Source organism: Duganella rivi, from assembly GCF_009857435.1.
Taxonomy (GTDB): domain Bacteria; phylum Pseudomonadota; class Gammaproteobacteria; order Burkholderiales; family Burkholderiaceae_D; genus Rugamonas; species Rugamonas rivi.
The window spans coordinates 513933-527498 of sequence record NZ_WWCK01000004.1 but is presented as its reverse complement, the minus strand read 5'-3'; the positions used below and the strand labels follow the sequence as shown (position 1 = coordinate 527498).

The 13566-nt window shown below is 62.6% G+C and carries 13 protein-coding genes; 8 read left to right on the top strand and 5 right to left on the bottom strand.

Going from position 1 to position 13566, the window contains the following annotated elements; genetic code table 11:
• Nucleotides 1-29 precede the first annotated feature (29 nt).
• The 4 genes from GTP45_RS29025 to GTP45_RS14880 all read left to right on the top strand — a co-directional run bounded on the left by GTP45_RS29025 (nucleotide 30) and on the right by GTP45_RS14880 (nucleotide 4492).
• Nucleotides 30-161, top strand: coding sequence for a hypothetical protein (locus GTP45_RS29025; protein ID WP_267876198.1), 132 nt, complete (start codon nucleotides 30-32; stop codon nucleotides 159-161).
• 189 nt (nucleotides 162-350) lie between these two features.
• Nucleotides 351-491 (top strand): hypothetical protein, encoded by a 141-nt coding sequence (locus GTP45_RS27965; protein WP_166454630.1) that lies wholly within the window; start codon nucleotides 351-353, stop codon nucleotides 489-491.
• Nucleotides 492-606: 115 nt separating this feature from the next.
• Nucleotides 607-972, top strand: coding sequence for a hypothetical protein (locus GTP45_RS14885; protein ID WP_161014902.1), 366 nt, complete (start codon nucleotides 607-609; stop codon nucleotides 970-972).
• Between the two features lie 76 nt (nucleotides 973-1048).
• Entirely contained in the window at nucleotides 1049-4492 is a 3444-nt protein-coding gene (locus GTP45_RS14880; RefSeq protein ID WP_161014644.1) for a response regulator, read from the top strand.
• Here GTP45_RS14880 and GTP45_RS14875 read toward each other — a convergent pair.
• Nucleotides 4470-5849 carry a M16 family metallopeptidase gene (locus tag GTP45_RS14875; protein WP_161014643.1) on the bottom strand — a complete coding sequence of 460 codons (1380 nt, stop codon included), beginning with the start codon at nucleotides 5847-5849 and terminating at the stop codon, nucleotides 4470-4472. The two genes, GTP45_RS14880 and GTP45_RS14875, sit on opposite strands and share 23 nt — an antisense overlap.
• A 3-nt stretch (nucleotides 5850-5852) precedes the next feature.
• Nucleotides 5853-7169, bottom strand: a complete 1317-nt coding sequence (locus GTP45_RS14870) for a M16 family metallopeptidase (protein ID WP_161014642.1) — start codon at nucleotides 7167-7169, stop codon at nucleotides 5853-5855.
• Between the two features lie 120 nt (nucleotides 7170-7289).
• Here GTP45_RS14870 and GTP45_RS14865 point away from each other — a divergent pair, with 120 nt between their 5' ends.
• The gene (locus GTP45_RS14865) at nucleotides 7290-7757 is read left to right on the top strand and encodes an acyl-CoA thioesterase (protein WP_161014901.1); all 468 of its coding nucleotides are present in this window, start codon (nucleotides 7290-7292) and stop codon (nucleotides 7755-7757) included.
• The gene (locus GTP45_RS14860) at nucleotides 7754-8836 is read left to right on the top strand and encodes an alpha/beta fold hydrolase (protein WP_161014641.1); all 1083 of its coding nucleotides are present in this window, start codon (nucleotides 7754-7756) and stop codon (nucleotides 8834-8836) included. Before GTP45_RS14865 ends, GTP45_RS14860 begins: the two co-directional genes overlap by 4 nt.
• Here GTP45_RS14860 and GTP45_RS14855 read toward each other — a convergent pair.
• Both GTP45_RS14855 and gudD read right to left on the bottom strand, forming a co-directional pair.
• Complete coding sequence (locus GTP45_RS14855; RefSeq protein WP_161014640.1) at nucleotides 8833-10146, bottom strand: MFS transporter; 1314 nt, start codon at nucleotides 10144-10146, stop codon at nucleotides 8833-8835. The two genes, GTP45_RS14860 and GTP45_RS14855, sit on opposite strands and share 4 nt — an antisense overlap.
• Nucleotides 10147-10176: 30 nt before the next feature.
• The gene (gene gudD / locus GTP45_RS14850) at nucleotides 10177-11508 is read right to left on the bottom strand and encodes a glucarate dehydratase (RefSeq protein WP_161014639.1); all 1332 of its coding nucleotides are present in this window, start codon (nucleotides 11506-11508) and stop codon (nucleotides 10177-10179) included.
• A 130-nt stretch (nucleotides 11509-11638) separates the two neighbouring features.
• Here gudD and GTP45_RS14845 point away from each other — a divergent pair, with 130 nt between their 5' ends.
• Nucleotides 11639-12670 (top strand): LacI family DNA-binding transcriptional regulator, encoded by a 1032-nt coding sequence (locus GTP45_RS14845; protein WP_161014638.1) that lies wholly within the window; start codon nucleotides 11639-11641, stop codon nucleotides 12668-12670.
• A 24-nt stretch (nucleotides 12671-12694) separates the two neighbouring features.
• On the top strand, nucleotides 12695-12964 hold the full coding sequence (locus GTP45_RS14840) for a KTSC domain-containing protein (protein WP_161014637.1): 270 nt from the start codon (nucleotides 12695-12697) through the stop codon (nucleotides 12962-12964).
• 45 nt (nucleotides 12965-13009) lie between these two features.
• Here the strand turns inward: GTP45_RS14840 and GTP45_RS14835 are convergent, their stop codons facing one another.
• Entirely contained in the window at nucleotides 13010-13399 is a 390-nt protein-coding gene (locus GTP45_RS14835) for a hypothetical protein (protein ID WP_161014636.1), read from the bottom strand.
• Nucleotides 13400-13566: the final 167 nt, after the last annotated feature.

The following is a 13566-nucleotide window of genomic DNA, read 5'->3' as shown; positions in this document are numbered from 1 at the left end:
GAAAGCAACGCCATTCCAAGGAGAAGCGCATGCATTCCACCCCCGACCCCGACGTGCCGCCGCCGCAGCCGGAAAAGGATCCACCGCCGGACAACACGCCGTTGCCCGAACACGCCCCCATCGAAGAACCCGAGCCGCCCAAGCCGCCCGTGAAAACTTGACGATTGATTACGCTGCTGTGTGCGCCAGCGCACCGTCTCAGCTGTGGAACGGACGGTATGCTGGTTCCACACAACAGCTTGTTGCCCGTCGGATACATATTTTCCTATTTGTGCTCCGTGTCACACAGCTGCAATGAAAGAGTTTCTATAATTTAGTCATGTCGTCGATTTCTGTTCACGGAGAGAATCATGGGCAATTCTTTACACAATAAAATCTACCTCGGTCGCCGCACTGTTGCACTGAGCACCAAGCGTGTACAAGCCATGATTTGCATCGCCGCCTTTGCCAGCATCGGCCTGGCGTGGCTGGTGCTCCGAGCGTTCCAGTAATTCCCAAGCACGTTCTTTATTGCCATTGCCATTGCCTGGCGACGGCGCGGCTTGCCGCCGGGCCAGTGTGCGCGTACCATGAGGGCCGCAGCAGTCTCTTATGGAAAAAATAGCAATGAAGAATGAAAAATTCACGCAGGACGAGTACGACGCCCTGTACGAAATCAAGCGCGGCATCAAGGGTGACCGCGTCAGCGCGTGCGTAGGCCGCAATAGCAAGCGCCTGTCCGGCCTGAAACTGATCAGCATCGCACACAACGGCCGCATTGCGCTGACCGACAAGGGCGAGCAGGCCATCTTCCTGCGCCGTTGCGTATTGGCTTTGCGCGCGCTGTCCGAGCAAGCCGGCGCGGCCATTGATGCCGACGTGGCGTTGTTCCTCGGCAAAAAATCCCACATCATCGAGCGCGCCGAGGGCGGCTTCGAAATCAGCGACAAGGGCCGGGAGTCGCTGGCAGACATCATTAGCCAAGGTTACTGATAAAAACGCTCCTACGGAGCGTTTTTTTTGCTGTAATGTAGAGCTTATACAGCAAACAATAAAAACCGGACGCGTCATGAGATTCACCACGCTGCAAAAGTTTCGCAAACTATTCGGTGTAATGGTGGCGGCCGTGGTGCTGGTGCTGCTGGTCGTCTCGCTGTTCGTGGTGCATGTGCTGAACCAGAGCCGGCTGCGCTACTACGCCAGCGCCGAGGAAACCTCGCACAACCTCGTGATCTCGCTGGAAAATTTCCTGCACTCGCATTTCCGGGAGGTCGATCTCGCCATGCGCCGGGCCGACCTCGAGTTCCGCACCATGCACGAGCAGAAGCGCTTTGACGATGAGAAGTTCAGCGCCTACCTGCGCAGCTTGAAGGAGCGCCTGCCGCAGGCGCAGGCGGTGCGCGGCTCCAACGCAGCGGGACAGGTGATCTACGGCGAGCAGGTCGATGTGAGCAAGCCGCAAGACCTGACCATCCGCGAATTCTATGCGCGGGTGCAGAGCGAGCACCAGCTGATCTTTGGCATCCCGGTGCAGTCGCGGATCAGCGGCGAGTGGGTGCTGCCGCTGGTCTATCCGCTGACCCTGCCGAACGGCGAGTTCGGCGGCACCGCTTACGTGCTGATGAACAGCGCGCACATCAGCGAGGCGTTTTCCAACCTGAATATCGGCGCCCACGGCTCGATCGTGCTGCTCGACGATAAGCGGCGCGTGCTGCAGCGCTATCCAGAGGTGCCGGACATGCCGTTCGGCAGCACCATCAAGATCAATCCGGCCACTCAGGCCATCCTCGACGGCAAGCAAAAGCGCGCCAGCTACACCATCATCAGTCCGCGCGACGGCCTGGAGCGCACGCTCAGCGTGGAGAAGGTTGGCACCTACCCGGTGTACGTGGTGGTGGGGCTGGCCAGCGATGACTTCCTCGCGCCGTGGTACAAAGAGGTGCGCAACGCCTCGATTTTCCTTGGCCTGCTGATCGGCTTGGGGGTTGCCTTGCTGCTGGGCGTGCGCTACGGCCTGAACAAGCAGTACCAGTCGCTGACGGCGCTGGTCGATGCCGAACGCGCGCTGCAAAATTCGCTGGCCCAGCTGACCGCGTCGGAATCGCGCTGGCGCTCGCTGACCGAGGGCTTGCCGCAGATGGTGTGGACTGCCACGCCCGAGCTGCGGATCGATTTCCTCAGCCATCACTGGGAGAGTTTCAGCGGCATCCCGGCCACCCAGCTGATCCTCGCCGGCGACTGGTCGCGCGTGATTCATCCCGACGACATGCCGGTAGTGACGGCGGCCTGGCAGCGCGCGCTGCACGACGGCGACCAGTTCCGCTGCGATTGCCGGCTGCGCCGCCACGACGGCGAGTGGCGCATTTTCGACAACCACGCGCTGCCGCAGCGCGACGCCAACGGCGTCATCCTGAGCTGGGTCGGCAGCAGTACCGACAGCACCGAGCTGCGTGCCGCGCATGACGCGCTGTTGCAGGCCAAGGACGCGGCCGACCAGGCGGGACGCGCCAAGTCGGACTTCGTGGCCAACATGAGCCACGAGATCCGCTCGCCGATGAATGCGGTGCTGGGCATGCTGCAATTGCTGCGCCAGACTGCCATGAACGGCCGCCAGCAAGATTACGTCGACAAGGCGCACGCCGCCGCCAGCGCCTTGCTCGGCCTGCTCAACGACGTGCTGGACTTCTCCAAGGTGGAGGCCGGCAAGCTGGCGCTCGATCCGCACCCGTTCCGGCTCGATAAGCTGTGGCGCGACCTGGCGGTGATCTTGTCGGCCAATGTCGGCCCGAAAAATATCGAGGTGCTGTTCCGCGTGGCGCCGGAATTGCCGGCGATGGTGGTAGGCGACGCCTTGCGCTTGCAGCAGATCTTGCTCAACCTGGCTGGCAACGCCATCAAGTTCACCGAGCGCGGCGAGGTGGTGGTGTCGGCCCAGCTGGTGGCGCAGAACGAGCACAGCTTGTCGATTGCGTTTGCCATCCGCGATACCGGCATCGGCATTGCGCCTGAGCAGTGCGAACACATTTTTGATGGCTTCTCGCAGGCCGAAGCGTCGACCGCGCGCCGCTACGGCGGCACCGGGCTGGGCTTGGCGATCAGCCAGCGGCTGGTGCGGCTGATGGGCGGCAAGCTGCGCGTGGTGAGCGAAGTAGGCCATGGCAGCGTGTTTGATTTCACGGTGGAGTTGGGCATCTGCGAGCAACTGCCGGAAGCGGCGCCGCTGGCCGCGCTGCCGCTGCAGGACGCGGTGATGCGCGGCCTGTCGTGCCTGGTGGTGGACGACAACCCGGTGGCGCGCACGGTGCTGCGCGAGATGGCGTCCTCGTTCGGCTGGCGGGTGGATGTGGCGGCCGACGGCTACGAGGCGCTGGATGCGATTGCCGGGCAGATCGCCCGCCGCAAGGCTTACGACGTGGTGTTCATCGACTGGCGCATGCCGGCGCTGGATGGCTGGGAAACCAGTTGCCGTATCCGCCAGCTGGCGCCCGAGGGCAAGACGCCGCTGATCGTGATGGTGACCGCGCACGACCGCGAACTGCTGGCGCAGCGCCACAAGGAAATGGAGCCGGTGCTGGATGGCTTCGTGGTCAAGCCGGTGACGGCCTCGATGCTGTTCGACGCCGTGGCCGATGCGCGGCTCGAGAACCGCAAGCCGCTGGGGCTGCCGGTGGCGGCGCCGTCGCAGCGGCGGCTGGCCGGCTTGCGCCTGCTGCTGGTGGAAGATAATCCGGCCAATCAGCAGGTCGCCAGCGAATTGCTGGGCAACGAGGGCGCGCAGGTGGAAGTGGCGAGCTCGGGCCAGATGGCGCTGGGCGTGGTGCAGCGCTCAGGGCCGCTGCCGGACTTGATCCTGATGGATATCCAGATGCCGGAAATGGACGGCTACCAGACCACGCGCGCCATCCAAGGCCGGCTGGGCTTGGCAACGCCAGCCATCGTGGCCATGACCGCCAATGCGCTGGCAGCCGACCGCATTGCCGCGCTGGAGGCTGGCATGGCCGATCACATCGGCAAGCCGTTCGACCTTGAGCAATTGATCGAGGTGATTCTGCAGCACGCGCGCAAGGGCGGCGCGGCGGGCGTGGCGGTGGTGGCTGCCGCAGCGACTGCCACTGCGGCAGCGGCGGTTACGGCCGACCCAGCGCAGGGCGGGGCGATGGCGCTGCCTGACGCCGGTCTTAACAGCGCTGCCGCGCTGAAGCGCCTGGGTGGATTGGAGTCGGTCTACCTGATCGCCTTGCGCAGCTTCGTGGTGGAGGCAGAGAAGCTGGCGCAGCAACTGCACGAAGCGCGCAGCGAGCAAAACACGGCCGCAGCCTTGCCGGCGCTGCACACGCTGAAAGGGTTGGCCGGCACCGTCGGCGCCGACCGCTTGGCGACGCTGAGCCAGCTGGCCGAGCGTGCCCTGAAACAAGACGCCGGTGCGTGGTCGCCGCTCGGCCTGGTGCTTGATGCTTGCCCCGGCGTGGCCGAGGACATCGAGCAGCTACTTACTGAAAGCCATCGGCGGTAATCTCCAGTTCCGTGACCTCGCCGTAAGTCTTGGCGATGTCGCGGATATCAGCCGCTTTGCCGATCAACACCGTTTGCAATTGCTTGCGCGGGAAGTGCTTGTTGATCAGCGCCTTGGCCCGCTCCGGCGTCAGGCTGTCGACATCCTTGCTGAAATTGTCGATCTGGGCGCGATCCACTTTGTTGGCGTACATCTCGCCCAGCAAGCCGGCCAACTGCTCGCTGGTCTCGTACTTCGGCGGGAACTGGCCCTTGACGTAAGCCTTGGCCGATTCCAGCGTGGCCTTGTCGATGCCTTGGTCCCACAGCCGTTGGTAGGTCTTGTGCGTGAGCGCCAGCGCCGCCGCAGTCTTATCCGACGCGGTGAAGCTGCTGATGGCAAAGGTGCCGGTCTGCGACAGCGGGCTGAATCCGCTGAACGCGCCGTAGGTCAGGCCGGAGTTCACGCGCAACTCGTCGTTGAGCCACGAGGTAAAGCGGCCGCCCAGCACCGTGTTCAGCACGTGCAGCGGCACATAGTCGGGATCGTTGCGGGCGATGCCGGCGCCGCCGATCAGGTAGGTGGTTTCGATGGCGTCGGCCTTGTTCACCAGCAGCACGCGCGCCTTGTCGGCCTTGATCTTGCCGTTGTCTTGCGCGGCCGGAGCCGGGCCCTTGGCTTGCCATGCGCCGAACAGCGATTCGATCTGCTTGCGCATCTCGCTCTTTTGGAAATCACCGACCACCACGATGGCGGCATTGTCCGGGCGGTAGTATTGCTGGTAGTAGCGCTGCACGTCGCCTTGCTTGAGCGCGCTCACGCTGCTGACCGTGCCGCTGGCGGGAATCGCGTAGGGGCTATCGCCAAACAGCATGGCGCGGTAGTAGTTCTGCACCACGTTGCTCGGCGCTTCCTTGGCTTGCTTGAGGCCGCTCACCTTGCGTTCGCGCAGTTTGCTCAGCTCGGCATCGTCAAAGCTTGGTTGCAGCAGAATTTCGGCGAACAGCGGCAGTAAGGCGGGTGCATCGGCGCGGGCGAAGTTGGCTTGCACGGTGCTGGCCTCGGCGCCGGCGCCCCCGGCCAGGCGCGCGCCACGGTAATCGAAGGCGTTGTCGATGGCGGCTTTGTCATGGGCTTTGCTGCCGAGCAGCAGGGCGTCGCCGGTGAGGTTGGACAGGCCGGGCTGCTTGCCGTCGTTGACGGCGCCGGCTTTCACCACGGCGCGCACTGAGATCAGCGGCACTTCGTGGCGCTCCATCAGGTAGACGGTGAGGCCATTTTGCAGCGTGATGGTGTCGAACTCGGGCAGGCGGAATTCGGCGGCGCTGGCGTGCAGCGCACTGGCGGCCAGGCTGGCGGCGATGATGTTTTTCTTCATGGATCAATCCTCCTTGGCGGCCAGCACGCCGACGGTGCGCTGCGATTTCTTCAGGTATTTGGCGGCGACGGCCTGGATGTCGGCCGTGGTCAGTTTCCGGTAGGCGGCGGGCGCGTCGTACAGCTTTTTGTAGCCGCCGTAGAACACCTCGTAATTGCCTAGCTGGAGGGCCTTGCCGTTGATGGTTTCCTGCTCGCGGTAGAGGTTGACCAGTTTCTGGTTTTTGACTTTTTGCAGTTCCTCGTCGCTGACGCCGTCCTTGACCAGCTTGTCGACTTCGGCCAGCAGCGCGTGTTCCAGCTGCGCCGCTTTGACGTTGGCGGCAGCCACGGCCGACAGGTAGAGCAGGCCGGGATCGAAGCCTTCGAGGCTGTCGGCGCCGACCGTCGTGGCCAGTTGCTGGTCGACCAGCGCCTTGTATAGGCGCGAGGTTTTGCCGTCGGTCAGCACGCCTTGTAGCACCTGCAGCGCGTAGTGATCCGGGCTGTCGGCGGCGGGGATTTTGTAAGCCACGCTGAGGTTGACCGAGGTGGCCGATTCCTTGGCAATGAACACGCGCCGCTCGCCCACTTGCGGCGGTTCGACGGTGCGCACCGGCGGCGGCAGCGCGCGCTTGGGAATGCCGCCGAAGTATTTGGTGGCCAGCTTCTTCACCTCGCCGGTCTTGACGTCGCCGACGATGACCACCACCGCGTTGTTGGGCGCGTAGTAGGTGCGGAAGTAGTGTTCGAGGTCGGCCTGCGTCCACGCCTTGATGTCGGATTCATGGCCGATCACCGGCAGGGCGTAGGTATGGGCGGTGAAGGCCGCGCTGTTGACGTCGATGTACAGCGCCATCAGGTTGGAGTTTTCGAGGTTGGTGCTGCGCTCGGACAGCACCACGCCGCGCTCGCTCTCGACCATTTTCGGATCGATGGTGAGATTGGCGACGCGGTCGCTTTCCAGCGTGAAGATGGTCTCCAGCGCGGCGGCCGGGAACCAGTCCTGGTACACGGTGACGTCGCTGCTGGTGAAGGCGTTGTTGGAACCGCCGGCAGCCTCCATGGTGCGGTCAAACATCTTCGGGCCGAATTTTTTGGAGCCGTTGAACATCATGTGTTCAAAGAAGTGCGACAGGCCGGTGATGCCGGGCGTTTCATTGCGCGAGCCGACTTTCCAGAAGGTGTACATGGTGGCGTTCGGAATGCCGTGCGACTCGAGCACGATGAATTTCATGCCGTTGTTCAGGGTGAAGGTCTGGACCTGATCGGCGCTGGCGGCGGCTTGCGCGGTGGTGGCCAAGGCGAGCATTAAGCTCGCGGCCAGGACTTTCCATTTCATAGCTGCTCCGTGGCGAAGGTGAGCGTAAAGTGTACAACTTTTGATAACTATTTGCGAATGGCAAGCTTAGCGGCTAGCATGTTGTTAAATACAACTGGGAGCTAGGCAATGGAAAAACCGATGAACTGGGTTGAGCATGAACTGAGCATGACGGTGCTGATGACCCCTGATATGGCCAACTTTAGCGGCAACGTCCACGGCGGCACCATCTTGAAGTACCTGGACAGCGTGGCCTACGCCTGCGCCAGCCGCTACTCGGGCAGCTACGTGGTGACCTTGTCGGTGGATCAAGTGATGTTCCTGCAGCCGATCCATGTGGGTGAACTGGTGACTTTCCTGGCCTCGATCAACTACACCGGCCGCACCTCGATGGAGGTGGGCATCCGGGTGGTGACGGAAAATATCCAGCAGCGCCTGGTGCGTCACGCGAACAGCTGCTATTTCACCATGGTGGCGGTCGATTCCAATCGCAAGCCGGTGGAAGTGCCGGTGCTGCAACCGGAAACCGAGGAGCAGAAGCAGCGCTGGGAACAAGCGCTGCTGCGCAAACAAGCCCGCCAGATGGTGCATGGCAACCGCAAGAAATGAGCGGCGCGATAAAACGGCTGGCGGCGCTGGCGATAATGGCGGCGGCGCTGCCGTGCGCGCTCGCTGCGCAGCCTAGCGGCAAGCAGATCATTGGCGATGTGAGCCGCATCGTTGCGCCGGCCGGCGTGCAGGAGAATTTCAAGCTGCACATCAACGGCATCGACCAGTGGGTGTACACGCGCGGGCAGGACCGCAAGAATCCGGTGCTGCTGTTCCTGCACGGCGGCCCAGCGTCGCCAAGCGCCCCGACCATGTGGATGTACCAGCGCCCGCTCGAAGAGTATTTCACGGTGGTCAATTACGACCAGCGCGGGGCCGGCAAGACCTACCTCGACAATAGCCCGGACACGGTGCGGCCTACCTTGAACATCGCACAGTTTGTCGATGATTCGGTCAAGATCGCGGAGCAAGTGTCCAAGCGCTACGGCAAGCGCAAGGTGATCCTGGTAGGCCACAGCTGGGGCACGGTGGTCGGCATGCGCGCCGCGCTGGCGCGGCCGGACCTATTCCATGCTTACGTCGGCATCGGGCAGGTCATCAGCATGCTGGATAACGAAAAGGTCAGCTTCGATTTCGCGCTGGCGCAGGCCCGCAAGGAAAACAACCCGCAGGCGCTGAAGGAACTCGCATCCATCGCGCCTTACCCGGGCGATACGCCGATCACGCGTGAACGCATCGTCATCGAGCGTAACTGGGCGCAGCAATACGGTGGGCTGGCCGCGTATCGCAGCGACTTCGCCTACTACTTCGATGCGCCGCTGCTGTCGCCGGAGTATGACGAGGCTGCCACCAAGGCCATCGACCAAGGCAGCCTGCTGACGCTGGAACGCGTGCTGAATGAGTGGTTGCAGGTGGACTTCAAGCCGGTCCGGCGTTTCCCGATTCCGGTCGTGATGTTCATGGGGCGGCACGATTACACCACGCCGTCCGAACCGACCGCGGCCTGGCTTGCGAAGGTCAAGGCGCCTTACAAGCGCGCGGTCTGGTTCGAGAATTCCTCGCACCTGGTACAGTTCGAGGAGCCGGGCAAGACGCTGGTTAGCTTGCTGGAATACGTCCGCCCGCTGGCCAAGGACTAGCTCTGCTTACGGCGGCGGGTCAGGAACACCAGGCCCGCCGCGATGACCGATGCCGTCGCCAGCGCGTATAAGCCGCCCTGGATCGAGCCAGTTTTCTGCTCAAGGTAGCCGAAGGTGGCCGGAGCGACAAAGCCGCCCAGGTTGCCCAGCGAGTTGATCAAGGCGATCACCGCTGCGGCGATGCGGCTGTCCAGGTAGCCTTGCGGAATCGGCCAGAACAAGGACGATGCGGCCTTGAAGCCGATGCCGGCAAAGCAGATCGCCACGAACGCAAATACCGGGCCGGCGATGGTGGAGGCGAACATGCCGCACGCCGCAATCACCAATGCCACTGCTACCCACGCCTGCTGGTGGCGATAGCGCTGCGCCAAGCCGGCAAACATATACATCGCCGCAATCGAGATGATCCACGGGATCGAGTTGAACAGGCCAACCTGGAACTCGCTGAAGTGCCCCATCTTCTTGATGATGCTCGGCAGCCAGAAGGTGGCGCCGTAGATGGTCAGCTGGATGGCGAAGTAGATGAAGCAGAACAGCGCAATCCGCGAATCTTTCAGCAGCGTGAACATGCTGGCGTGGGCCGGCTTGTTGGCGTCGCGTTCCTTTTTCTCGGCAGCGATGATGGTGGTCAGGGCAGTGCGCTCGGACTCGGTCAGCCACTTGGCATCTTCCGGCCTGGAATCAAGGAAGAACCACACCACGAAGCACAGCGCCACCGAGGCCAGGCCTTCGATGATGAACATCCATTGCCAGCCGTGGAAGCCGCCGCCGTTAATCGATAACAGTGCGCCCGACAGCGGCCCCGACATCACCGACGCCAGCGCCGAGCCGCTCAGGAAAATCGCCATGGCCTTGCCGCGCTCGCGGTTCGGCAGCCACTGGGTGAAGTAGTAGACCACGCCAGGGAAGAATCCGGCCTCGGCCACGCCCAGCAGGAAGCGCATCACGTAGAACGAGGTCTCGCCCTGTACGAAGGCCATGCCGGTGGCGACCACGCCCCAGCTGGCCATGATGCGGGTCAGCCACGCCTTGGCGCCGAAGCGCTGTTGCAGGATGTTGGATGGCACCTCGAACAGCGCATAGGCAAGGAAGAAGATGCCGGCCCCGAAGCCGAACGCAGCCGCGCCGATGCCGAGGTCTTGCTCAAGGTGCGAGCGCACGAAGCCGATGTTGACGCGGTCGATGTAGTTGGCGATGAACATCACCACGAACAGCGGCAAGATGCGCCACTTGACCTTGCTGACGGCCATGTCGAGCACGGTAGGGGCGGCGCTGCTGCTGCCGCTGACTGTAGTTGCTGCGGTAGTCATGAATGTCTCCTTGGTTCTTGTTGTATTTTTTTAGCGAACCATGCAAGGCATTTTGTTGTTGAACTTCCAGCCGGGAATCAGGAACTGCATCGCCACCGCATCGTCCCGCGCGCCCAGCCCCATGTTGTTGTAGAGGTGGTGGGCGGCTTCGATGGCTTCCATGTCCAGCTCGACGCCCAGGCCCGGTGCGGTCGGCACTTGCACCATGCCGCCCTTGATTTGCAGCGGATTGCGCGTAAGGTGCTGGCCGTCTTGCCAGATCCAGTGGGTATCGATGGCGGTGATGTTGCCCGGCGCGGCAGCGGCCACGTGGGTGAACATCGCCAGCGACACGTCGAAGTGGTTGTTGGAGTGCGAGCCCCACGTCAGGCCCCATTCGTGGCACATCTGCGCCACGCGCACCGAGCCTTGCATGGTCCAGAAGTGCGGATCGGCCAGCGGAATATCAACCGATTGCAGCTGGATGGCGTGGCGCATCTCGCGCCAGTCAGTGGCGACCATATTGGTGGCGGTCAGCAGGCCGGTGGCGCGCCGGAACTCGGCCATCACTTCACGGCCCGAGTAGCCGTTCTCGGCGCCGCATGGGTCTTCGGCGTAGGCTAGCACGTTGCCTTTGTCGCGGCACAGGCGGATCGCATCTTTGAGCAGCCAGCCGCCGTTCGGATCGAGCGTGACGCGCGCTTGCGGGAAGCGTTCGTGCAGGGCGGTGACGGCTTCCATTTCTTCTTCGCCACGGAACACGCCGCCTTTCAGCTTGAAGTCGTTGAAGCCGTAGCGCTCGTAGGCGGCTTCGGCCAGCTTGACCACGGCGTCCGGCGTCAGCGCGGCCTCGTTGCGGACGCGCGACCAGTTGTCGGTGGCGTCGGCCGGGGTGTCGGCGTAGGGCAGGTCGGTCAGCTTGCGGTCGCCGATGTAGAACAGGTAGCCGAGCATCTCGACTTCCTTGCGCTGCTGGCCTTCGCCGAGCAGGGCGGCGACCGGCACGCCGAGGAACTTGCCGACCAGGTCGAGCAGGGCGGCTTCCAGCGCCGTGATGGCGTGCACGGCAATGCGCAGGTCGAAGGTTTGCAGGCCACGGCCGCCTGAATCACGGCCGTTCAGCGCGGCGCGGGCGGCGTTGAGCAGGGCGTTGTAGTTGCCGATCGGCTGGTTCAGCAGCAGGGTGCGGGTGTCTTCCAGCGCCTGGCGGATCTTCTCGCCGCCCGGCACTTCGCCGACGCCGGTGTTGCCGGAGCTATCGGTCAGGATCACCAGGTTGCGGGTGAAGTAGGGGCCGTGCGCGCCGCTGAGGTTGAGCAGCATGCTGTCGCGGCCGGCTACTGGGATGACCCGCATGGCGGTGATACGTGGTGTCTCGTTCATGGTTTTCCTTCTAAAATGATTGCGCTGTCATTTCAATCTTAGAGATATGTCGGCGTAAACTCAAGGCAAATTGATGATAAAAAATGATGCGCAATGCTACAATGGCACATCTTTTTTTATCGAGGCTGTCATGAGCGATCTGCGCACTTTGCGGACGAATACCGGGGAAATGCTGGTCAGCGGAGCGACGCTGGCCGATGTGGCCAAGGTGGCTGGCGTGTCGCCGATTACTGTGTCGCGCGCGCTCAACCAGCCGCATCTGGTACGGCCGAATACGGTGGCCAAAGTGCAGGCGGCGGTGCAGCAGACCGGCTACGTCAAGAACATGATGGCGGGGGCGCTGGCGTCCAACCGCAGCCGCTTGGTGTCGCTGGTGCTGCCGACCATCTCCACGCCGATCTTTGCCGATATGGTGCAGGCGGCCAGCGATCATCTGACGGCGGCTGGTTATCAAGTGATGCTGGGCTTGTCCAGCTACGAGGCGTGGCGTGAGGAAGTGCTGGTGGAGACCATCCTCAGCCGCCGGCCCGATGGCGTGATCCTGACCGGCTCGCTGCACACCGACAGCACGCGGCGCCGGCTGCAAGCCTCGCAAGTGCCGGTGGTGGAGGCGTGGGATTTAACGCCGTCGCCGATCGACATGATGGTCGGCTTCTCGCACGAGGAAGTAGGGCACGTGATTGCGCAGCACTTGCTGGAGCAGGGCTATAAGCGCATCGCCATCCTGGCGGTGGAAGATCCGCGCGCGGCGCGGCGCAATCAGGGCTTGCAGGCTGGACTGGCCAAGCACGGCGTGCAGGTGGCGGCGGTGCAGGTCATGCCCTTGCCGTCGACCTTTGCGCTGGGGCGGGATGGTTTGTCGCTGCTGCTGGAGCGCTGCCCGGATGTCGATGCGGTGGTGTGCAGTTCCGACACACTGGCGCACGGCGTGCTGACTGAGGCCATCGCGCGCGGGCTGCCGGTGCCGCAACAACTGGCGGTGGTTGGCTTCGGCGATTTGAATTTTGCGGCGCGCACCTACCCGCCGCTATCGACTGTGCGCGTCGATGGCGCTAATATCGGACGTGTGGCAGCGCAAGCGATATTGGATCGGCTGGAAGGCAAGGCGGTAGCCGGCCTGACCGACACCGGCTTCCAGTTCATCCAGCGCGGCAGCACCTAAACCGATAACAACAGGGAGGCCGGCATGGAAATGAAACGCATCAATGCGGGGAAATTGCGGGCCATCGGCTACGACGCGCGCGACAAGCTGCTGCGGGTGGAGTTCGAGGACGGCACGGCCATGGACTATTCGGGCGTGGGCAACGAAGTGTGGCGCAAGCTGTCGACTTCCGGCTCGGCGTGGAGCTACTACCGCGACAACATCGAGGAAGAGTACACCGGCCGCAAGGGCGTGGTCCGCAAACCAACCACGCGCGCGGATCTGGAAGACCTGTTCAAATCGCCTGGCGAATAAGGCGCGCGAATCCATAGTCCCGCCATGTTTCGCGAGGATTGAATACTAGGCTTTCTTCGCCGGCGTGCCGAAGGAAACCCATTCTTGTTCCATGTCTTCTTCGATCTGGCTGAGCGTTTTGCTGGCGGTGGCAACGTCAACTGCCTCGTAGCGGATCGAGCGCAGTAGCGACTCCTGCCGTTTGGCCTTGCGCCAGAACCATGCCGATTTCTGTTCAAAGCGGAAGGTCGTGGTAGTCGCGATCATCGCGGCGGGGATGGACGCGAGTACCGCTGTCACCTGCGGCGGAATGCAGGGAAAACTGACTGAAATGCCGGCCAGGATACTCGACACCACGGAAGCGCCTGCGACCATGTATCCCAAAAAGTAATTCCTGCGCGCGTAGTAGCGCGATGCCGCAATGGCCGCTACCAGTTCTGCCTCAAGCGTATCCAAGTTAACCCCCCCCCCTAGTTTTAATGTTTATTTGATAAGGTAACATTTTTCCAGTCCGGTGGATATTGGCTTCATTTACGCAACAAGCTCGCGATCTTCATGTACATTCAGTTTTGAAAGTGATATTATCTTGATAATAGATTTTTTAAACCAGTAACAATAACTAG